The sequence below is a fragment of the Streptomyces sp. NPDC001070 genome (assembly GCF_053598835.1).
Map to the genome: position 1 here is coordinate 1 of NZ_JBSFLB010000013.1, position 20,758 is coordinate 20,758.

14 protein-coding genes and 4 pseudogenes are annotated in these 20,758 nt (G+C 70.7%); 9 read left to right on the plus strand and 9 right to left on the minus strand.

Going from position 1 to position 20,758, the window contains the following annotated elements; genetic code table 11:
* The first annotated feature begins 106 nt into the window (after nucleotides 1-106).
* The 3 genes from ACWDAS_RS17360 to ACWDAS_RS17370 all read left to right on the plus strand — a co-directional run bounded on the left by ACWDAS_RS17360 (nucleotide 107) and on the right by ACWDAS_RS17370 (nucleotide 3,625).
* Nucleotides 107-1,072 (plus strand): replication-relaxation family protein, encoded by a 966-nt coding sequence (locus ACWDAS_RS17360; protein WP_450391184.1) that lies wholly within the window; start codon nucleotides 107-109, stop codon nucleotides 1,070-1,072.
* 11 nt (nucleotides 1,073-1,083) lie between these two features.
* Nucleotides 1,084-2,256 (plus strand): hypothetical protein, encoded by a 1,173-nt coding sequence (locus ACWDAS_RS17365; protein WP_450391187.1) that lies wholly within the window; start codon nucleotides 1,084-1,086, stop codon nucleotides 2,254-2,256.
* Nucleotides 2,257-2,923: 667 nt separating this feature from the next.
* Nucleotides 2,924-3,625 carry a DUF6058 family natural product biosynthesis protein gene (locus tag ACWDAS_RS17370; protein WP_450391189.1) on the plus strand — a complete coding sequence of 234 codons (702 nt, stop codon included), beginning with the start codon at nucleotides 2,924-2,926 and terminating at the stop codon, nucleotides 3,623-3,625.
* Nucleotides 3,626-3,948: 323 nt separating this feature from the next.
* On the opposite strand, the gene ACWDAS_RS17375 is transcribed toward ACWDAS_RS17370, so the two are convergent.
* From ACWDAS_RS17375 to ACWDAS_RS17405, 7 genes and pseudogenes are all read right to left on the minus strand, one after another.
* On the minus strand, nucleotides 3,949-4,452 hold the full coding sequence (locus ACWDAS_RS17375) for a hypothetical protein (protein WP_450391192.1): 504 nt from the start codon (nucleotides 4,450-4,452) through the stop codon (nucleotides 3,949-3,951).
* The gene (locus ACWDAS_RS17380; protein WP_450391195.1) at nucleotides 4,449-6,269 is read right to left on the minus strand and encodes a sialidase family protein; all 1,821 of its coding nucleotides are present in this window, start codon (nucleotides 6,267-6,269) and stop codon (nucleotides 4,449-4,451) included. The genes ACWDAS_RS17375 and ACWDAS_RS17380 overlap by 4 nt, the downstream gene beginning before the upstream one ends.
* 373 nt (nucleotides 6,270-6,642) lie before the next feature.
* Nucleotides 6,643-6,761: pseudogene (locus ACWDAS_RS17385) on the minus strand (ABC transporter ATP-binding protein); the annotation flags it as partial.
* A gap of 33 nt (nucleotides 6,762-6,794) precedes the next feature.
* A complete protein-coding gene (locus tag ACWDAS_RS17390) occupies nucleotides 6,795-7,820 on the minus strand; it encodes a lytic transglycosylase domain-containing protein (protein WP_450391198.1) in 1,026 nt (341 codons plus the stop codon).
* Between the two features lie 567 nt (nucleotides 7,821-8,387).
* Nucleotides 8,388-10,619: a carbohydrate-binding protein gene (locus ACWDAS_RS17395; protein WP_450391201.1), complete on the minus strand. Its 2,232-nt coding sequence runs from the start codon at nucleotides 10,617-10,619 to the stop codon at nucleotides 8,388-8,390.
* A gap of 966 nt (nucleotides 10,620-11,585) precedes the next feature.
* Complete coding sequence (locus ACWDAS_RS17400) at nucleotides 11,586-12,794, minus strand: PucR family transcriptional regulator (RefSeq protein ID WP_450391204.1); 1,209 nt, start codon at nucleotides 12,792-12,794, stop codon at nucleotides 11,586-11,588.
* Nucleotides 12,791-14,029 (minus strand): PucR family transcriptional regulator, encoded by a 1,239-nt coding sequence (locus tag ACWDAS_RS17405; RefSeq protein ID WP_450391207.1) that lies wholly within the window; start codon nucleotides 14,027-14,029, stop codon nucleotides 12,791-12,793. Before ACWDAS_RS17405 ends, ACWDAS_RS17400 begins: the two co-directional genes overlap by 4 nt.
* A gap of 299 nt (nucleotides 14,030-14,328) precedes the next feature.
* On the opposite strand from ACWDAS_RS17405, the gene ACWDAS_RS17410 reads away from it, so the two are divergent.
* Nucleotides 14,329-15,573: an ABC transporter substrate-binding protein gene (locus tag ACWDAS_RS17410; RefSeq protein ID WP_450391209.1), complete on the plus strand. Its 1,245-nt coding sequence runs from the start codon at nucleotides 14,329-14,331 to the stop codon at nucleotides 15,571-15,573.
* A 327-nt stretch (nucleotides 15,574-15,900) separates the two neighbouring features.
* Here ACWDAS_RS17410 and ACWDAS_RS17415 read toward each other — a convergent pair.
* Nucleotides 15,901-16,185 (minus strand): annotated as a pseudogene (locus tag ACWDAS_RS17415) (TetR-like C-terminal domain-containing protein); the annotation flags it as partial.
* A 75-nt stretch (nucleotides 16,186-16,260) separates the two neighbouring features.
* On the opposite strand from ACWDAS_RS17415, the gene ACWDAS_RS17420 reads away from it, so the two are divergent.
* The 4 genes and pseudogenes from ACWDAS_RS17420 to ACWDAS_RS17435 all read left to right on the plus strand — a co-directional run.
* Nucleotides 16,261-16,674, plus strand: a complete 414-nt coding sequence (locus tag ACWDAS_RS17420) for a hypothetical protein (protein WP_450391212.1) — start codon at nucleotides 16,261-16,263, stop codon at nucleotides 16,672-16,674.
* 86 nt (nucleotides 16,675-16,760) lie between these two features.
* Nucleotides 16,761-17,975, plus strand: coding sequence for an MFS transporter (locus tag ACWDAS_RS17425; RefSeq protein ID WP_450391215.1), 1,215 nt, complete (start codon nucleotides 16,761-16,763; stop codon nucleotides 17,973-17,975).
* A gap of 157 nt (nucleotides 17,976-18,132) precedes the next feature.
* Nucleotides 18,133-18,573 carry a hypothetical protein gene (locus ACWDAS_RS17430; RefSeq protein ID WP_450391218.1) on the plus strand — a complete coding sequence of 147 codons (441 nt, stop codon included), beginning with the start codon at nucleotides 18,133-18,135 and terminating at the stop codon, nucleotides 18,571-18,573.
* Nucleotides 18,515-19,068 (plus strand): annotated as a pseudogene (locus ACWDAS_RS17435) (PHP domain-containing protein); the annotation flags it as partial. The gene ACWDAS_RS17430 and the pseudogene ACWDAS_RS17435, both read left to right, overlap by 59 nt.
* A gap of 198 nt (nucleotides 19,069-19,266) precedes the next feature.
* Here the strand turns inward: ACWDAS_RS17435 and ACWDAS_RS17440 are convergent.
* Nucleotides 19,267-19,901, minus strand: a pseudogene (locus ACWDAS_RS17440) (GlxA family transcriptional regulator); the annotation flags it as partial.
* Nucleotides 19,902-20,035: 134 nt separating this feature from the next.
* On the opposite strand from ACWDAS_RS17440, the gene ACWDAS_RS17445 reads away from it, so the two are divergent.
* Nucleotides 20,036-20,674, plus strand: coding sequence for an HD domain-containing protein (locus tag ACWDAS_RS17445; protein ID WP_450391221.1), 639 nt, complete (start codon nucleotides 20,036-20,038; stop codon nucleotides 20,672-20,674).
* Nucleotides 20,675-20,758: the final 84 nt, after the last annotated feature.

A 20,758-nucleotide genomic window follows, 5' to 3' on the forward strand; every position in this document is an offset into this window, starting at 1 on the left:
CGGGGGGCGCCCGGGGCGCGCCCCACCGTCGGGGGGGGGCGCCCGCCCGCGGGCGGGGGGGGGGGGGCCGGCGGCGGCTGTCGCCTTCGTCCCGCAGCGCCCTGGGGTGGGTCGAGGCACACCGCCCGCCGCCGGGCAGACGAAGCCGCTGCCTGCCAGGCCCCCAGGGCTTGGCACACTGCACGGCTGGCACACCGAGGTCGCTCTCCCCGTCACCGGCACGTTCACCGCTCCGGGCAAGGGCAGCCTGCGCGCCGACGCGGTTCTGACCGCGCCGGAGGCCGGGCTGCCGGTGCTGTTCGTGGAGGTGGACAACGGCACCGAACCACCGGCCAAGGTGGCAGACAAGATCGTTCGCTACCGCCGGTTCTTCCAGCGCACCGAGAAGGACCAGGGTGGGCAGCAGGTCCCCCTGTGGTCGACCCTCTGGCAGGCCCCCGGTCGCGACGGGTTCCCACCAGTGGCGTTCGTGTTCACCAAGCAGGTCGGTCCCAAGGCACTGCAAGCACGGATACATGAGGTCGCACGCTTATCCGAGGAGCACTGGCAGGGCATGTGGCGTCCTGGCCGCCCGGCAGGGAACACCGGAGAGTGGGACGGCTACCGCGACTACGAGGGCACAGTGCCTGTGCTGGCGACCGCGCTGGACCGGCTGCAGCAGCACGGCCCTTGCGGGGCGATCTGGTGGCGCTTCGGACATGACTCAGCCCAGACCCTCACCGATGCCCTGCGCAACCCCGACGACCTGCATGCCTACGGCCGTCGAGACGAACAACGTCGCGTCGCCCAGCGGGCAGCTGATGAGGAGGAAGAGCATCGGCATGAGGACGAGTACCTGCAATGGCAGGCCTCACTATGGCCCTGCCCGACCTGCGGCGGCGACGTCGACCCCGACGATGCCCCGGGCCTGGCCCGCGGCGATGAATGCCCGCACTGTCGCACGCAGCGCGAGCGCGTCGCGGCCGAACGAGCCGAAGCGCAGGCCGAGTGGGAGCGCGAGCGCCGCAGCAATGGGCCGTTCGGCTGGCTCCACGCTCTGCGCGCGGGAACAGGGCAGGACCAGGATGGGTAGGCTGCCGGGACGTGAGCGAGTACCAGTACTACGAGTTCCTCGCGCTTGACCGCCCGCTGGACGAGGACCAGGTCAGGCAGGTGCGCGCGCTGTCCACTCGCGCCGACATCACCCCGACCCGCTTCGTCAACGAGTACCACTGGGGCGACTTCCGCGGCGATACGACGAAGCTGGTCGAGCAGCTCTACGACGCCCATCTGTACTACGCGAACTGGGGCAGCCGTCGCCTCCTCCTGCGCCTGCCCGCCGGGTCGCTCCCGGCCGAGCATGCCGACGCGTATGCCATGGAGGACGCGCTCACCGTCTGGGACCGGTCCGGACACACGCTGCTGGACTTCTCCGTGTCCTCGGAGGACGGCGACGAGTGGGAATTCGAGACGTCCTACACGCTCTCGGCGTTCGTGGGCCTGCGTGCCGAACTCGCGGCGGGAGACCTGCGGCCGCTGTACCTGGCATGGCTTGCCGGGCTCACCGCCTGGGAGCTCGCGGAGGACGACGAGGAGAACTACGCCCGCGAGGTCGAGCCGCCCGTCCCCGCGGGACTGGCCTCGCTCACCGGCCCACAGCAGGCCCTCGCGGACTTCCTGCGCGTCGACGCAGACCTGCTGGCGGCCGCCGCCGAGGGCAGCCGGCCCGACACCGCGGACGTCGTGGACCGCACGGCCCTGGCGGCCTTCATTGCCGGTCTCCCCGCCGCCGACAAGGACGCCCTGCTGGTCGAGGCCGCGCTGAGCACCGCGTCCCCAGGGCCCCGACTCCTGGCCCGGTATCGGGCGGCCACCACCGTCCCCGGCCCTCGTGACGCAACCGGCAGGCGCACCGCGGCCGAACTCCTCGACACGGCCTACCGCCGCCGTACCGACCGCAGGCAGCGAGAGCGAAACGCGCAGGCCGCGGCCGAGCGGGATCGGGCACGCGCCGCCGCCGAGGCACGGGAAGCACGCTTGGACACGCTTGCCCAGAGAACCGAACAGGCGTGGCGTGAGGTCGACGACCTGATCGCCCGGAAGAACGCCGGTGCGTACGATGCCGCCGTCGCACTCCTGGCCGACCTGCGCGCCCTGGAGGCCCGCACCGGCGGCACCTCGGACTTCGACCGGCGGGCCGGTGAACTGCGGGCCGCCCACCTGGCCAAGCCCGCCCTCATGCGCCGCTTCGACGCCCTGGGCATCCCCCGGTCCTGATCCGGCTACCCCCGGGATCCACCGCACCCGCGATCCGTCGCCACCCCTCGGGACCGATGGACGAGGGGAAGCGCTCCCGATCTCCTCGGCTGGGAACGCCCCCCGTCCCAGGGCCATGGGGGCGGACACGCGAGGTGGACACCGGGATGGGCAAGGCGGGACAGGGTCCCGAGTTCCTGGTCACTGCTTCCGCTCCCCGGCCTGCATCGGACACGATGACCTGCGAAGACCCATTCGCCACCGCACCAGCGACAACCCGCCCCCGTATACGGCCCCTTCGCGCACCTCACCACCCCCACCCCCGCCCTCCACCGGCACATCATGCGCGTGTCTTGCAGGCCAAGGAGCGAGACGCCGTCCAGGCGAAGGGGACGTTCCTCGAGGGCGACGGCTTCCACGTCGTGTACTGGCGCGCGTACCGGTGGCACCCGGAAGGGATCTGCGTCGTGCGCTCACCGCCTCCCCGGCGTCCTCCTGGTAAGCACGACCGAGGGCGGGCTGAAGGTCCGGTGCCGGCCGTGGACCTGATGGAGGCGCTGGAGGCAAGCATCCCGGCCGCGGGCAGCAGACAGTGAAAGGTGCTCAGCCTGATCTAACGACTTGGTGCGCGATAGCGAGGTTGGACTGTAGATCGCCGCTGTCAGTGCTGTATGGGAACCTGGTCGGCATGCCCTATCCCCCGACGTATCCGGCTGCTGCTGCCGATCAGGATGCTGTCGACCTCGCCGGACGGCCCTGCCCACGGCTGACCGGTCCGCGCGAACTCGCTCGCCGATTGGCCGAGTTGGACGAGCACTACATCCGTTCCCAGTTCGTCGCGCTCAATGACCTGGCCGTATCCCGGGACGGCGGGGCTCAAGCCGCGCAGAAGCTGATGGCCGAGGGCCGACTGCCCCAGCCCGCTTACCGGCTCGACGACGGCACCGACATGGTCGCCCGCGACTTCTTCGCCCTGCTGGATGCCGCGGGCGACACCGAGGCACTGCCGGAGTGGTTCCGCAGCCGCTATCTCAGCGCCGCGCACCAGCTCGGGCTGGCTGACGGGCCCGCCGAGGCGGACGAGCAGTGGACCCAGTACCTCTCCGGTGGCTACGGGGTCTGCCTCAAGCAGGCCACACCGGAGTCGATCGCCGAAAAGGCGCTGCACATCACCACGATCGAGGGCCTCCTTACCAGCCCTCAGCCGGATGACGCGTCGTGGGCCGATCGGCTTCGCACCGCAGTGGACTCACTGGCGGCGATCGAGCGCCCCGGCGCGCTCTTGGATCCTCCGCGCTGGGGCGGCCCGATGTCACCCCAGTGGTACGGCGCCTACCTGCGCGCATACTTCCCGCTGGCATTCGCTCCACCCGCCGGAGAGGCAGGTTGACCGCAGCGCCCGCCCAGCCTCACCCGAAACCGGGCGAGCGTGAATGATCCAAAGGCAGTGACAACGACGCCGTGACGTGACTACGGCCGCACGGGTTGGGTTCGTTGTGACGCGAATGACCACCCGTGCGGCCTTGTCCCATCCTGCCTTCTGCGGCCTTGATCGTGCACATCTCGGCGATTTCGTGGGCAGGCCGCGTCCACGGGCTATCGGCAGGCGCGGGCGGCCACCCTTCGGTCTACGGCGCACGTGGTACCGCTCGCCGCGAAAGGTGGCCCCTTGCAGTTTCACCGGCCAGGAAGAGGGCTCGGCCGGGGCCGGCTTCAGGAGACAGCAGACGTCAGGTACGTCAGGTACACCCCTCCCTCGCAGTCGGACATCTTCCGCAGGGTCCAGCGGCCCCGGACGCTCGTGGAGGAGAAGTTCGACTCGGCGTCGTCCTCCTCCACTTCGCCTTCCTTGGGGATGTAGCCGGCCTTTGGGAGCCGCTTGTGCAGGAACGCCAGGGTGGTGTCGAAGCCGCCCCGTACGACGGTGGCGACGACGAGCCGGCCGCCGGTGCGGTGCTCCACCGAGGTCACGACCGCGCCGTCGGGCACCGGCAGGTTCTCCGGGAAGTCGTTGGGGAGCGGCAGTGACGCGGCAGTGGGACAGCCGCCGGGCGCGACGCCGACCGCATTCCCGGCCGGCGGATCGGTTGCGGCCTCCGCCGCGTACGGTGTCGCCCCCGGGGGCTCGGCGTGCTTGTTCGCCGCTGAGCATCCGGTGACCGCGGCCAGGCTGAGGACGGCTCCTGCCAGTACGGCAGCCGGGAGCAACGGCTTCATCTGGTGGCTTCCTTAGGGCTTCTTGTGCGGCCGAGGATCAAGGCGTCGTACGCGCCGTACAGCGTGTTGCCGGAGGACTGGCGGGCGATGGACGCCAGCGCGTCGTAGTTCTGGGCACCTCCGGTCGCGCAGGTGCCGGTGCAGCCGTCGGCGTAGGCGGCGAGCACGCGACCCTGGGCGTCGGTGGTGACGTCGATGAAGTCCAGGAGATTGCGGTCGTTGCCGCACGTGGTGCCGCCCGTGCAGATCGACCCCTTCTGAACCGGGTCGGTGGGGGTGGCGTCGACGGTCACCCAGGACTGGCCGCCGTCGTAGGTGGTGGCCACGTACAGATGCCAGACGCCCGTGAAGTTGGCCGCGTCCTGGTAGTTGCCGCCAGTGGTGGTGCCCAGGAAGGCGAAGGCGGCGCGGTTGTCGTCGCCCGCGGTCACGGCCGGAAAGACGACGTTCTTGATGCCGAGGGCCGCGCCGACGTTCTGGTCGTACAGCCACGTCCTGCCCTTGTCGTGGCTGACGGCGATACGCGGCGTGCCGTCGCTGTTCTGGTAGCCCATGTAGACGGTCCCGCCGGCGCCGACTCCCACGCTCGGGTCCGAGTCACCGGGGGTGCTGGACGGGTTCTTGCGGACGGTCCACGTCAGCCCGTCGTCCTCGGAGACGGCCACGGCCTGATTGCCACCGCAGCCCTTGTTGGGCACGTACACCGTGCCGTCCGGGGCGACCTTCACATGCCCGTGCAGGCCACCGCAGTCCAGCAGCGAGTACATCGGAACGGCGGGCCCGTACGTCAGACCGCCGTCCCGACTGACCGCGCAAGAGGCGTCGGCGATGTCCTGGGAACAGTAGTAGACGGCGTTCGGGTACGACGTGACGGTGCCCGGACCGCCCGTGGCGAAGGGGCCGCCACCGATGGTCTGGTGGTCCACACCGGAGTTGATGCCCGAGCCGCCCGTCGGCGTCCACATGTCACCGTCGTCGTCGGTGTAGCAGGTCAGGGCGGTCTTGCCGGCGAGCTGCGACTCGAAGGTGCGGTGGGTGACCGGGTCGGTGAACAGGATCGGGTCGAGGCTGGTGGTGCTGCCCTGAGGGCAGCCGTTGGCCGCGCTCGCGCTTTTGTCCTGCCATGTGGCGGCACCGGCACTGTCGTAGCTGACCTTGAGCGTTGACGTGTACGCCTGGTACATCGCGGCGCCACTCGCACGGTCGACGCCGATCGAGGGTTCACCGGCGTTGTGCGCATCCGCGATGGCGTCGGGTGCCCAGGAGTTCGCGTACGTCGGCGGCGTGGCCGTACTCGGCGGCGGATCGGCCGGAGCGGCGATCAGGCTCGCGGTGCCGGTGAAGCTGTCGCCGAGCGGCGCGTACGGCACCACGCGCACGGCGTACGACGCCGACACCGCCGGAAGCAGCACGGTCTCGGGGTCGCTGGAAGAGGCCGAGGTGGCCACCTCCCGGCCGTCCGCATCGAGGACGTACAGGTCGAAGTCGGCGGCGGAGTCAGGCCATCTGACGTCGATGCGCAGGCTGTGACCGGCGTCGTAGCCCGCGGGCGCCGACACCTGCAGGGCGTAGTCGTCGCAGGGTTGCCCATTCCCGCAGCTCACGGTCCCGGAAGTGCCGGAGACATTCGGGAGGGCGAAGGGCCCGCCGCTCCACGTGGTCATGGGCGCGGTGTCGCTGACCGATCCGGAGGACGGGGTGGCGGCGTCGGCCGACGTACTCGGCAGGGTTCCGGCGACGAGCGCCAGCAACCCGACGGCGAGACGCCCCCGCGACCGCAGGTGGTGGTGAGGACGACGTGCGGAGAGGAGAGCCACAGGTACCTCGTGGGTTCGCGAGTCGGACGAAGGGTGGTGGTGTGTGGCGGTACGGGTGAAGCCTTCGTCTGCTCTACGGGGAGGCAGGAGGCGTCCGTCGCGATAAGCCGAACTCTTTTCGAAACGGGCCGGACGGGTGCTGAGGGGGGTCAGCAGGAATGGGTGAGGCAGATCGCCCGGGGGCGAGGGTGCCGCCCCCGGGCCACCACAGCTCGACCGCAGTGAAGCCCGCCATCCCAGCCCGGCCGCGCCCCGTTCCCCACGAAAAGGTGCCCCCCGCGCGACTGCGCGAGGGCACCTACGCGGGCCTGGTCAGGGGGCGTCGACGCCGCTCACCTTCCAGCCGTCGGTGGTGCGGGTGAGCGTCATGCGCCCCTGGGGGGCCGAGCATCACCGAGACCTCCCCGGCGGGCAGCGTCAGCGAGACGTCCTGCCAGACGACACGGTGCCGAAGGACTTGGTCAGCCCTTCCACACAGATCTCGACACCCATCCGGTTCCATCGCGTTCCGGCCGTAGCCGGTGGTCAGCGGCCGGCCCCGGGCAGCACACCGCCTCCGGGCAGCGTGAGGGTCGGTACGGGGAGGGGAAGCAGCGGCGTCGCGGACTCCTCCGGGACCCCGGCCCCGAGGGACGGGCGGGGGGAGGGTGAGGTGGGCGACGTCGACGGCATGCGCGAAGGACCAGTGCCCGGCTTCCGATCGTCCGACGGCTCCGGCGGCGAAGGCTTCTGCCTCTTCGGGCGGGACGGCTTCGGCTGGACCGACCGGGATCCGTCGGACGCGTCCGGTACCACGCGGTGTCCGGTCAGGTAGTACGCATACCACGCCTTGACGGCACGCAGATAGGCGTCCGAGTGGTTGTAGCCCAGTATCGCCCGGTCCAGGTCGGCCGGGTTCGACAGGTCCCGACCGCCCGCGCACAGGTAGCGGCCGGCGGCGAGCGCCGCGTCGTAGACATTGTTCGGATCCGTCCGTCCGTCGCCGTTGCCGTCCGCTCCCCAGCGGGCCCAGGTGGACGGGATGAACTGCATCGGACCGACCGCGCGGTCGTACACCGCGTCCCCGTCGTACGCCCCGCCGTCGGTATCCGCCACGACAGCGAAGGCGCCGCCGGTCAGCCGCGGGCCGAAGATGGGCGTCACGGTGGTTCCGTCCCGAGTCACCCAGCCGCCCCGTGCCTGCCCGGACTCCACCTGGCCGATCGCGGCCAACAGCTGCCAACGCAGCCGGCAGCGCGGCGCGCTGCGCGCCAGCTCCTCCTCGGCACGCCGGTACGCGGCGAACACACTCGCAGGCACGACGCCGCCGCCCGTCACTTCCTGTGCCGTGCCCTTCTTCCGCGTCCGCAGCGGGGGAAGCCCGGTGCGGTACGGGGTGTCGCCGGACACGCTGAGGCCGTGCTCGGCGGGTGCCGCCTTCCGTGCGGGTTCCGCGGCTTCGGCCGAGGCCGCCCTCGGCGCTTGCGACGCGGTCAGCACGGCCATCGCCGCCGCGGCGATCGCCGTACCCCTGGCACCCCTCAGCGACCCCTTGAGCGCGCGCGCTGTCATCGTGCACTCCCCTCCGTGGGTGAATCCGTCGTCTGCTCTACGCGGCCGGAGGGCAGGTCCGTCGCACGGAACCCGGGAATCGGGCGGGCGCCTCTTCAGACGGCGTGGCGGCGGGCCAGACGGTGGATGAGGTGAGGCGGACCGGCCCCGCGGACCTGTCCGAGCCGCCGGCCTGTCCTCAGCGGCCCGGACAGGGCGCGCGCGGACTGCCGAGGGCCCCGACCCCCTGACGGGCGCCGGGTCTTCGTCGCCCCCAAGGGGTCTGCGGTGCTTACGGTTTGGACCACCCGAGCCAGCCTCAGCCGACCCTCCGCCCCCGTTCCCAGGGACCTTCGAGGGCCCCTCATGGGAACGTCATGGGAACGGAGGCCATGTAAAGACGGGGAACGATCAAACAGGGCCGGATGAATGCACCCCGCTGACCAGCAGCAACGGTGAAGCCAGGGAAAGGCCACCACGGACAGTGAACCGCCCCGGCGCGGCGGTCCCGGCGCCGCTTGGTCCGGTGGCGGCCCGCCGTCATTCCCCGCCGGTCGCCGGGGGAGTGACGGCGGGCCGCCGGGAGCGCTACGACAAGCGGAAGTAGTCGATGTTGAAGCCGCCGGTCTCGCAGAAGAGCCTGACCGTCTGGTCTCCCGCGGTGAGGCTGACCGGCACGTGCACCGACTGGTAGGAGCCCCAGCCGCCCGTGTCCGGCACGGACACCGTGGCCAGCGTGGTGCCGCCGGCGTCACGGAAGGACAGTGCGCCCGGGACGGCCGCGCCGGTGCCGGTGGCGACGCGCAGCTCCAGGTCGTACGTGCCGTCCTTCGGCACGTCGACGGCGTAGTCCAGCCAGTTGCCGCCGGCGGTCCATCCCACGTTCGCACCGCCGCTGGCGGCGGGATTGCTCTCGATGTAGTTGGCCCCGCCCGCCGTCCAGCCGTGCTGGTCGGCGTACGACTCCGCTTCGACCCTCACCCCGACCGGCGCGCTGTGCGGCCGTACCGTCACGTGCAGGGTCACCTGTGCGTGTGCGGCGCCGTCGGTGACGACGACCGTCACGTCGTTCTCGCCGGCGACGGTCGGCTTGAGCGTCACGACTCCTGTGGCGGAGTCGACGGTGACGCCGTCCGGGAGGTCGGTCGCGTAGAAGGCGAGCCGGTCGCCGTCGCGGTCGGTGGCCTTGAGCGGCACCTGCACCGTGCCGTACTGGTCCGCCACCACGTCGGGCACGGGGTCCACCACGGGCGCCGTGTTGTGCCTGTGCCGGGGTATGTGCTGCTTCCACCGGTAGGTGGCGTAGGAGTTCGCCGGGACCTTCACCACGAACGACCTGCCGGCGAGCACGACCCGCACCGTGGTGTCGGTGCTGTTGCCGTTGCCGAGGACCGCGACGAACCCGTCGGCGCCGTGCCGGTAGACGACGTTGCTCACGCCGCCCTCCGTCGTGCTCGACTCCATGCGTACGTCGCCGGGCGTGAGGTACTTGGCGAACTGCCCCATGGTGTAGAGCTCGTCGCGGACGGTGAAGTCCCTGGTCGTGGTGTTCACCTTGACCAGGCGGTCGGGCCACTTGGTGGTCTCGGCGACCTTCTGCCAGTCGACGTTGTTGTCCCGTGCGGGCGTCCAGTGGAGCGTGCCACCGTCCTGGTCGGTGGTCTGCGCCCACAGGATGTAGGAGCTCGCGTCGAGGCGGAAGTCGTTCAGGATGGTGGCCGCGGACAGGTCGCTGGTCTCGGTCATGTGGACCGGCTTGCCGGTCTGCTCGAACGCGTCGCGCATGACCTTCGGGTCGCCCCAGTAGGGGTGGAAGGCGACGGCGTCGGTCGCGTTCAGGACCTGCCGACCGGTCACGGACCCGTCCGGGGCGTCGTTGAAGATGCGGTAGTAGTTCTTCGTCGCGGTGCTGTTCGGGTCGCGCCAGTCCCAGAAGTTGAAGTCGTGGACGTAGAGTCCCGTGTTCAGTCCGGACTTGTGGAGGGCCTTCTTGATCGCGAGGGCGAGCTTCTGCTGCTGGGCGACGCTGATGTCCATGGCCGGGTAGACCACGTCCATGCCGGGCTCGTTCAGCAGCGTCAGGGCGTCGACGCTGATGCCGTGGCGGGCGTATGCCTGGACGAACTTGACGTAGTAGCGGGCGAAGACGTCGATGCAGTCGTCCCGGAGCTTGCCGACCTGGTAGTAGTCCGTCGTGCTTCCGGGCTTGAGCGCGACCTCGCCCGTGAACTGGTTGTTGGTCTTCATCCACGCCGGAGCGCTCCACGCGGACGCGAAGAACGTGGCCTTCGGGTTGTAGCGCTGGATCAGCTTGATGGTGTCGACGATGTGCAGGTCGATGTCGCGCTGGATGGAGAAGTGCTTCAGCTGGAAGTCGTCGGTGACTCCGGCGGGCAGGTCGTCCTCCGACCAGAAGGGCAGGTGCTCGATGAGGTCGGGGCTGCCGATCGTGAGGCGGAAACGGTTCAGGCCCGCACCGGTCTTCGGGTCGACGAGCAGCCGGACGGCTTGCTCGCGCTTGGCGGGGGTGAGCTTCCACAGATTGGAGACGCTCGTCTCGTCCAGGGAGAACCCGATGCCCGAGTACTTCTGACGGGTGGTGCTCGGGTCGACGACGACGGTCGCATCTGTGGGGGCGCCCGTGCCGTTGCTGTCCGAGCTCACGCTCGGCAACGGCTGCCACGCGTGGCCGGCCCCCGTGGAGTAAGTGCCCGTAACCGAGCGGCCGTGGTGCGGTACGGCGGCCGGGGCCGCTGACTCGGTGCCGGCGAGAACGACCAAGGTGAGAGCTGCGGCTGCCCCGATGAGGGAACGTCTCACGATGTCCTTCCTTTCTGATGGGATACCCGGGTCATGCGCGGTACCGATCCCGTGGGTTGCTGTCGCCTGGGCGCTGATGGCAGCTCAGGGATGCTTGCCACTTGGGATTCCGCGCAGCCCGGCTGCTGATGAGGGTTCGCCCGGGACGGCTCCGCTCCTCGCAATTGAGCGCTGTGCCTTGGACGTTGTCGTGATGCCACTGCCTGCTCGGAGATGTCCCGAGTTCCCGGTCCGGCTCAAGGGCGTGTTCACGTCGATGGGCATGAGGACCATCAGGTCGGGCGGTGCCCGACCTGATCGGGTGCGGGTGCCGCGGTGTGAACGGTGCAAGCGGCACTGCCGCGCGGTGCGTCGGTGTGAAAGATCGGGGAACTCCTTCGGCGATGCAGGAGTGCGACGCACCGGGCGGTGGAAGGGCGCCCGACCTGGCGCGCATCGCGAGTGACAGCTGTCCGCCTTCGCGCGTGCTGTTGGGGCTGGGCGGCGTACGGGGGACTTCTCCCCCTCCTCCTTCCTCAGGGCGCGAGCAGATCGAAACAGCCTGTCGATGTTCTGTCAAGACATGAATAAAGTCGTGAAGAAAGTACCTCCGCGCTTCTTCGGCGAGATCCCGAAGGTGCGCGAGCCGTCCTGCCCTTGCGCAAGCTGACATCCGCACAGATCAGGACGCGGGCCGCCACTGATGGAGGTCGCTGTCGAGGCGTCCCGCGTCGTCGTAGGCCGGGGCGGCGCCCGGCTTCGGGTCGGCGTCAGTGCGGGCAAGGGCATGTGCGGTGTGGTTCCCGCTCGCCAACACCTCAAGGAGGGCGACCGCGTCCATGCCGCGGCCCGCCGCCACCCCACATCCGAAGCAGTCGTATGCGCAGTGGTGTTGCCGGTCAACGACCCGGGCCAGACGCGGCGTTTACACCTTTCCGGGGTGCGCTATCCCACTGAGTGATCACTGGTACCCCGTCGTTGCGCTGGCTACTGATTCCCAATACGGAACACGTCCACGGCCAGCGTCAGGTCCACCAGGTCCCGGGGGCGGCCGAGCCGCCGCCCGGTGAGCAGTTCCAGGCGGCGCAGGCGGTTGAGTACGGTGTTGCGGTGGCAGTCCAGCCGTTCGGCGGCCGTCCGGAGACACCCGTCACAGTCCATCCAGGCTGCGAACGTCCCCAGCAGGGAATCCCGTTCGCCGTCCGGCAGCTCCCGCAGCGGGCCGAGGACCCGGTCGGCCAGTTCACCGGCGAGCGGCCGGTCCAAGGCGATCAGAGCGGCCGGCACCCGGTCCTCCCACAGGGCCACCTCGTCGTCGGCGGAGCAGGTGGACAGCGCCAGCCCTGCCAGGGTCAGGGCCTGGTGAAGCTCGGACAGCCCCTCCACGACGGGACTGACGCCGGCCCGCAGCCTGGGAACCGCCCTCAGGAGCCGGGCGAGTACGGCCGGCGGCCGGTCGCCCAGCAGGACGACCAGGACTTCACCCGCGCCCCGGGGCGCCCGCAGTATCCGGTTGCCCGAGCCCACCGGGAAGGCGTCGTCGCCCGGCGTCCCGGAGGCAGAGGTCCGGACACTGGTCACGGCGACCACGAAGCGGCCTTGTGCGGGCACGCCCAGCACCTGGGCGGCGGCGCGGACGTCCAGGCTGTTCGTACGGCCGTCGAGGAGTACGCCGAGGAGCGTTGCGGCCAGTTCGCTGTCGTCGGCCGCGCAGGCGCCCAGCGCTTCGCGGTAGGCGTCGGTCAGGATCGCGGCGCTGCGCTCGCGGAATCCCCACATACGGGGTGCGATGTGCACCATGAGGTGGATCCGGTCGGGGTGATGGGCGGCGACGGTGTCGACGAGCTCCTGCCACATCACGGCGCCGCCCACGGCGAGGGCGTGCATCAGCAGCTCGAGCGGCATCCCCTGCTCGGCCTGCCGGCGTCCGACCGCCCGCATGTGCCGGATGGTGACCGCGTCGCACTCCGGCTCCACGAGCCGGTCCAGGTGCAGTCTGATGATCGTCGCGATTTCCCCGGGGGAGCGGTCCGGGTCGCCGCCGTGGTCGACGAACCCGGGCGCTTCGGTGTGCAGACGGGCTGTGACCCGGTCGGCCAGCTCGTCCGACCGCTCCAGCATGTGCCGCGCCGCCTCCCGCAGGAGTGCACTGGTGGCGTCCTGCTGCGGGCCCGCGTCCTCGTGATGCTCTGTCACTGTGCCCCCGGGCGACCGTGGAGCGCGGCGATCCGCTGGGCGTCCAGCGCGAGCGCCAGGTGCACCATGTCGCGGGGCCGGGACGGCGAGCGGCCGGTGACCTCCTCCAGCCGCCGCAGCCGCCTCCACACGGTGTTGGCGTGGCAGAACAGCGTGGCTGCCGCCCGCTCGACGGAGCCGTCCGCGTCCAGCCAGGCCTCCAGGGTCTCCAGGAGAAGCGTCCGCTCGACGGGGTCCACGGCCGGCAACCCACCCAGCAGTCCGGAGGCGACCTCCCCCGCCACCTCCGGGCGACGGGCCAGCAGTCCGGCCGGGTAGCGTCGGTCGAGGAGCGCCACTTCGCCGCCCCGCGTGCAGGTGCGCAGCGCGAGTTCGGCGAGCTCCCGGGCGCGGCCGACCGACGAAAGCTGCTCCACCACCGGACTCAGCCCCGCCTGCGCCCCGGTCGGCAGCACCAGCGCCGCCGCGAAGTCGCCGGGCGGAAGGTCGCCCAGCTCGGCGAGGAGCACCTCGACGCCCAGGGGAAAGGCCCTGTGCACCTTGGGCCCGTCGGGCACCCCGGTCCGCGCGGGGGGCCGGCGGTGGAATCCGGAGCTGTCCCGGACGACAACGACCGCGTAGCGGCCAGTGCAGGGAAGGCCCAGCGCCGCTGCCGCCTCTGCGACCCCTGCCGGTTCCACCCGTCCGCCGAGGAGCGCCTCCAGTGCCCTCCTGCCGCGCTGCTGGTGGAACGTCACCTCGCCGCGGGCACGCCGGTAGGCGCCCACCATGAGCCGGTCGTCCCGCTCGAACAGGTCCCAGACCTCGGCGGCGGCGCGGGCCATCAACTGCGTCCCCCCGGGCGACCGGCTCTCCCCGGCACGGACCAGGGACAGCCACAGCATATTCGCGCCCGTGCGGTAGGCGCCCCTCATCGACTCCAGCGGGATTCCCTGCCACGCCTTGCGTTCCGCCATCCACGACTGGTACTCGGCTGACACGGTGGAACGCCCGGGGTCGGCGAGTGATTCGAGCGAGGCGGCGACGGCCCCCTGCGCTTCCCCCAGGAGCCCGGGCGGCACCAGTGCCGGGTTCCGGTAGTCCGGATGCCGGTCGCGGATCCGCTCGACCATGTGCGCCGCGAGCGGTCCGACCCGCTGACGGACCTGCCGCGCTGCCGCTCTGAGCAACTCGGCATGCTCGCTCCCGGCGGCGTCCGCGGAAGGTGTCTGCTGCGCCGGCACGGGGATGGCCATCCGAGGTTCCTCTCAGGTGTCCGGGAGCGCCAGTCCGAGGCCGTCACGCTCTGCACCGGCGTTTCTACCTGCAGTTCGCCGGGCCCGGAAGGCTGGTGACGCAAACGTGACCGAAACGGGAAGGGGTCCCGCTCGTCGCCGTACCCACGGTCGACCCGGGCATATCACGGCGGTGCCGCACCACAGTCCGGCGCGTGTTCCGTTGGGACCGAACACCAGAAGCCGTCCGTCCTCTCGCCGAACCTCGGGCGATCCCGTCCCATGGCGCCGACGCCCAGCCTCAACAAGGGAGCACCGCCGTGACCCGGACACCGCCTTTCCGATCGCCCGTCGCACTGGCCGCCACCCTCCTGACCGTGCTGGCCGGCTGTGGCACGACGGGCGGCCCCCACTCCGTGCGGACCGGACCCGGGGTCACCGACACCACCATCAAGCTCGGCGTCCTCATCGACCTCTCCGGTCCGTACGGCCCGCCCGGCCGGTCCATGCTGCGCGCGGAGCGGCTGTACATGGAGAAGGTGAACGCCGACGGCGGAATCTGCGGCCGCAAGCTCAAGCTGGTCATCCGCGACCACGGCTACGACGCGGGCAAGGCCTTCAGCCAGTACAGGGAGATCCAGCCCTCGATCGCGGCGATGCCGGGACTCCTGGGCTCGTCCATCATCAACAACGCCCTGATCGTCGACATCGCGGACGACGGCCTCATGACCACCGGCCTGGGCTATTCCTCGGCCCTGCTCGGCCAGCCGACCCTGCAGTTGGTCGACAGCACCTTCGACATCGACATGGTCAACGGCTTCGGCCATCTGGTCAGCACCTACGGGCTGAAGCCCGGGGACAAGGTCGGTTACATCTACGTCAAGGGCGACTACGGGAGTAACGCGCTCCTGGGGGCGAAGTTCGCCGCCCGAGAGCACGAGCTGACCCTCGTCGGGCAGGAGGTCAAGTTCACCGACCGGGACATGAGCCCCCAGGTGCGCGCGCTCGGCGAGGCCGGCGTCAAGGCCGTCGTCGTCAGTACCAGCCCCGGGCAGACCGCGTCGGCGGTCGGCGTCGCCGCCGCGCAGGGCCTGACCGTGCCGTTCCTGGCCGGCGCCGCCAGCTACCACCCGCAGCTGCTGGAGACCCCGGCCGCCCCGGCGCTGCTGAACATGCTCCAGGTGGTCTCGCCCCTGCCCGCCCTGGACGGTGGCGACGCCGAGGTGGAGAGGCTGGTCGCTGACTACCGGGCGAAGTACCCCGGCCAGCCGCTGGACCAGGCCGTGGAGACCGGCCACAACGCCATGGCGGTCACGGTCCAGGACCTGCGGGAGGCCTGTGCCGCCAAAGACCTCAGCCGGGAGGGGATCAGCGCCGCGCACCGCAGGCAGACCGGATTCGACCCCGGTATCGGTCCGGCACTGGACTTCTCCGACTCGTGGCGGCCCAGCGCCACCGAGAGCTACGTCCTCAAGCCGGACAAGGGCGCGCCCGGCGGCCTCACCGGCGTGAAGGGGCCCTTCAAGGTCCCGGCGGTCGAGGAGTACATCGCCGCCATGGCCTGACCACCCGCACCGCGGAGGGCGGCGACCCCCACACCGGGCGTGAGCGCGGCCGCTGTTGGTTCGTCCAGCCTGCGCGACGGAATCGCCGACCGGGCCACCGGGTCTGAAGTCGAACGTGCATACTAATTCGTTGAGATGGCGAGTGCCGCCCTGGCGTCCCAGGGCAGCGCCATCAACGACCGGCCGGGCAGGCTCAGGCGGGACTTCACTCAACGAACGAAGATCACCAATACCTCCGGAATCCGCGACAGAGCCAGGTTCCTGATGTACGCGGTCCGGGCGGCGACTTCGAGCGCGAAACCACCGCGCGGTCGCGGGCGTTCCAACTCAGGCCGGGCGGGCGACTGCCTGGACGACGAGCTCGACCAGGTCGTCCACGAAGCGCGTTTCCGGCGGCTCGCGTTCCGCCAGTAGGCGATAGACCAGTGGCGCCGCCACGAGCGTGGCTGCGGACCGGATGTCGATGTCCGACCTCACCTCACCGCGGGCCGTCCCGCGCTCGAGGATGCTCCGGGTTTCGCTCATCATCCGATCGACGTATGCGGCGTACTCCCCGCGCACGCCGCTGTCCGCCGCGGCCGCACCGATCAACTCGGCGAGCAGCCGGTCCGCAGGCTCTTGCCGGGGCGACCGAAGATATCGATACTGTCAGTAACGAATCAGCGGGTCGCCCTCTGGAGGAACCCCATGGCCACGTCTGCCGCCGCGCCCAAGTCCATCCTGGACAACCCCCTGACGCACTTCGGGCGCCGCGTCGTGGACCGCACTGCTCCAGGCACACCGGAAGCCGAGTGCCGGCTCCGGGGTGTCTCGCCGCTCACCCCGCACATCGGTGCCGAGATCGCCGGCTTCTCCAGTGACCGGCACGACTTCAGACCGGAGCACCACCTGGCGCTTGCCGGGGTCTGGGGCGAACTGGAGGCGAACCCGTTCTTCCCCAAGGCCGAGATCGCGGGTGTCTCCCTGCCGGCCCAGGACGCCATGGCCGTCGGCAACGGAACGAGCACCGCATCCCGGCTGCCGTACCGGGAGCCGGGACGCGGCGCATGCGCTCCTCCCTGCGTTGTCCACGCCCACCTTCCTTACGGAGGACTCCTGTGACCGCTGCCGACACCCCGGCCAGACCACTCAACACAGCTCCGTCAGCGGATCGGAGGTCCAGCGCTCGTCCCTGGATCGTCACCGGCATGCTCGTGGTCTTCATGATGGTCAACTTCGCGGACAAATCCGTGTTCGGCCTTGCGGCAGACGAGATCCGCGCGGACATGGGGCTCACCGCCACTCAGTTCGGGCTCGCCAACAGCGCCTTCTTCCTGCTGTTCTCCGTGGCGGCCGCAGCTGTGGGTCTGCTGTCGGACCGAGTGCGGCCGAAGTGGCTGCTGCTGATCATGGCCATGCTCTGGTCGGCCGCGCAGACGCCCGCGGCTCTGGGCGGCGGTCTGGCTGTGCTGATCGGCTCGCGAATCGTTCTCGGGGCCGCCGAGGGCCCTGCCTTCCCGGTCGCCCAGCAGACGGCGCTGTCCTTCTTCCCGAACCACCGCCGGAACCTGCCCGGGGCCTTGGTGACCCTGGGCATCACGCTGGGCGTGATCACCGCGGCCCCCAGCCTGACCTGGGTCATCGGACACCACGGCTGGCGCGCCGCGCTCTGGGTGGTCGTGGCGGCCGGAGCGGTGTGGGCCTTGTTGTGGGCGGTGCTCGGGGGCGAAGGGACGTACGACTCCGATACCCCGGAGATACCTTCAGCCGAGTCCGGCGAGTCCGCGGCGACGCTCCCCTACCGTCAGATCTTCGGGAGCCGTACCTGGATCGGCACCACCGTCGCGTACTTCACCACCTACTGGTGCGTGGCGCTGATGCTCGTGTGGATGCCCTCCTATCTGCGCAACGGTCTCGGCCACTCCGCCGCCGTCTCCGGAAAGCTGGTCGCTCTGCCGTGGGCGCTGGGAGCCGTCGTGCTGCTCGGCCAGGCGGCCCTCACCGGCCGGCTGATGCGTCGCGGGGTCGGCAGCCGGTGGGCGCGTGGCAGGGTCGGGGGCGGTCTGCTGCTGCTCGGGGCCGCGGCCTGCTTGGCCCTTCCCCTGGTGCCCGGTGCCGGGGCGAAGACCGCGCTGCTGGTCGTCGGCTTCGGGCTGGGCGGATCCTTCGCGACCGTCGCGGTCACCACGATCGCCGAGCTGGCCCCGCCCGCCAGGCGCGGCGGTGCCCTGGGCACGATGAACGCCGTGGTCACCACCGCGGGCCTGATCGCCCCGGCCGTCGTCGGACGCCTGGTCGACAGCCAGGGCGTGACGGGCTACCAGACCGCCGTCCTGGTCTCAGGTGCCCTCCTCCTGCTGGGAGCGGTCGCGGCCTTCACCCTGATCGACCCGGCTCGCGACGCCGCCCGCCAGAACGCCTGACCCGCCGCACCCGCCCCGACCACCTCTGGAGCCAAAACTCGCGACCGCCCCTGCCATCGACACCGAACTGCTGGACCGTGCCATTGCCGAACTGCGCGAAGGCGCCGAATCGTGGGCCGCCACCCCGATCTCCGAGCGGATAGCGCTCCTGGAGCGGTTGCTGCCGCGCATCGTCGACGGCGCCGAGGACATGGCCGCAGCCGGAGCCTGCGCCAAGGGCTACGGCCCCGACTCCCCGTGGGCGGCCGAGGACTGGATGGGCGCTCCCTGGGCGCTCGCCCAGAACGCCAGCGCCTATCTGCACGTGCTGTGCCGGATCGCCGCGGGCAAGGATCCGGTCGACGCGGGAGCCGTGCACGAGGGGGACGGGCGTACCTGGGTCGACGTCTTCCCCGCCACCGGCTGGGACACCCTGCTGCTCAACGGCTTCACCGCCCAGGTGTGGATGCGCACGGGCGTCAGCGCGCAGCAGGTGCAGGAGCGGGCCGCCGGCGAGTACCGCGGGCGGCCCGGACGCCCGGCCGTCGCCCTGGTGCTGGGCTGTCCGCTTCGCGAAGGCCTGCGCGGCGGCAGGGGTGCGGCCGGTGTTCCGCGTTGATGTTGCTGTCGCCCCGTCCAGTCTGGCATCGGGGGGCGTGCCGGGCCCCGGGCGTGGTGCCGCGTCGTCGCACCCCGGTGCGGGGTGGCGCCCATGTCGTCGAGCCGCGGTTCCGGGTGACGCTGCTGGCACAGTCGCTGGCGGGATGGGGGCGGCTGTGCCGTCTGGTGTCGGCTGCTCACGCTGCTGCTGAGGGCAGGCCTCGGGTCGTGTCCTGGCCGATGCTGCGCGCCCACGCCGGTGAAAACCTGGTGGTGCTGCTGGGGCCGGCGTCGGAGCCGGTGCGCGCTCTGTCGGCCGGCCGGGAGGATGTCGCCGAGGTGTTGCTGGCGCCGTGGCGGGAGTTGGCCGGGGCTGGGCTGCGCCTGGAGGTGGCGTGGCTCGGGTCGTCTGGGGACGGGGGCGGGTTCTCTGCGCCTGGCGGCCCGCACGCTGGGGCTGGCTGATCGGCTCGGGATTCGCGCACTGCTGTCTTCGGCTGTGCGGTATGCCGACGGGACCAGCACCGGCTGGCTGCTGACCCGCCGCTGGAAGACTCCCCGTACCACCCTGGCCACCCTGTGCGGCGTCGGCACCGGCCGCATCTCCCGGTCAAGGAGACAGGCACCGATCGACGCTCTCGGACACGCCATCCCACCCGGCGCCATCAAGGCCATCACCCCACAAGCACTCGCAGCCATGGCCGGGCACTCCCCGGGGCGGCGGTACTTGCAGTGGGGCAGAGAACTGCGACCGGCCGCCCGAACGCTGCAGATAGACCACCAGGGCGCGGGCGACGTCGCGGGTGAGATCAGGGCCGTGATCCTCCTCGACGAGTGCCAGTGCCAGGTCGATTCCGGCGGTCACGCCTGCCGAGGTGTAGGTGGTGCCGTCACGGACGTAGATCGCGTCGGTTCGACGCGGCTGGCCCGGCAGCGGGCGGCGAGCTCGTGCGCGACCTTCCAGTGCGTGGTCGCGCGCTTGCCGTCCAGGAGGCCGGCGGCGCCGAGGATGAAGGCTCCGGTGCAGACGGAAGCGACACGGCCGGCCCCGACCGCCAGTGTTCGCGTGGCCTCGATCAGATCACGGGGCACAGGTGTGCGCGGGTAGAGGTCTGCGCCAGCCACCAGGAACGTGTCAGGAGCAGGCTCCGTGGCGGCGGCGTCGACCGCGATCCGGATCCCGATGGACGAGGTGACATCGGCACCGGTCGGTGACACCAGCACGATCGTGTAGTCGGCACCGAGCCGGTTCGCTTCCCCGAATACCTCCGCGGGGCCGACGACGTCCAGAAGTTTGCCCCCGTCGTAGACGAGGATCGCGACCCGATGCGTGGCGGAGCCTCCAATGCCGCCGCCTGCCTGTCCGGATTCGGGTGACTCATGGCCGGACCGAGGGAGCGCCGGACGCCGGGTGGCTGGCAGTGTGGAAGACGGACGCACCGTCCATTCGTAACACACCGATATCCGAAGGAGCAGAGGTCGTGAGCGAGACCATCGCGGGGGTAGAGATTCCTGAAACGGCGGTGGTCGCCGAGGCCACCCGCCTCATGCAGGAGATGACTAGCCCCCTCATCTACCACCACTCCCGGCGCGTTTTCGTCTTCGGCGCCATTCATGCTCGCAGGCTTGGCCTGGATCCCGACCCGGAGCTTCTCTACCTGTCCGCCATGTTCCACGACACCGGCCTCTTGACGCCGTTTTCCGACGTAGAGCAGCGCTTCGAGGTCGATGGAGCCGACCACGCACGCAAGTTCATGCTCGACCGTGGTTTCCCGGCCACGGCCGCCGACGTGGTGTGGACGGCGATCGCGCTGCACACGACGCCGGGAATTCCCGGCCGGATGGGCCCGGAGATCGCCATCACGTACTTCGGGGTTCTGACCGACGTGCTCGGCTTCGGTCTGGACGAGCTGGACCGCAGCCAGGTGGACGAGATCACCGCCACCCATCCGCGGGGCGACTTCAAGAACGAGTTCCTGCAGGCCTACGTCGACGGACTCAAGCACCGCCCCGAGACCACGAACGGAACCGTGAATTCCGATGTGCTGGAGCACTTCATTCCCGGCTTCCGCCGCACCACTACGGTCGAGCGCATGCTGGGCGCTCCCTGGCCGAGCTGATCAGGACGCCATAAAAGGCAACGTGATGAAACGTGTGAGTCGTTCTCGCGACGGGCGTCGTCTCGGGCGAGGTGCTGCCTTCGG

Excerpts from the sequence above, each read along its gene's own strand:
- ACWDAS_RS17420 (WP_450391212.1), top strand. The coding sequence starts at position 16,261 with ATGGCCACGTCTGCCGCCGCGCCCAAGTCCATCCTGGACAACCCCCTG.
- ACWDAS_RS17390 (WP_450391198.1), bottom strand. The coding sequence starts at position 7,820 with ATGACAGCGCGCGCGCTCAAGGGGTCGCTGAGGGGTGCCAGGGGTACG.
- ACWDAS_RS17425 (WP_450391215.1), top strand. The coding sequence starts at position 16,761 with ATGCTCGTGGTCTTCATGATGGTCAACTTCGCGGACAAATCCGTGTTC.
- ACWDAS_RS17375 (WP_450391192.1), bottom strand. The coding sequence starts at position 4,452 with ATGAAGCCGTTGCTCCCGGCTGCCGTACTGGCAGGAGCCGTCCTCAGC.
- ACWDAS_RS17405 (WP_450391207.1), bottom strand. The coding sequence starts at position 14,029 with ATGGCCATCCCCGTGCCGGCGCAGCAGACACCTTCCGCGGACGCCGCC.
- ACWDAS_RS17370 (WP_450391189.1), top strand. The coding sequence starts at position 2,924 with ATGCCCTATCCCCCGACGTATCCGGCTGCTGCTGCCGATCAGGATGCT.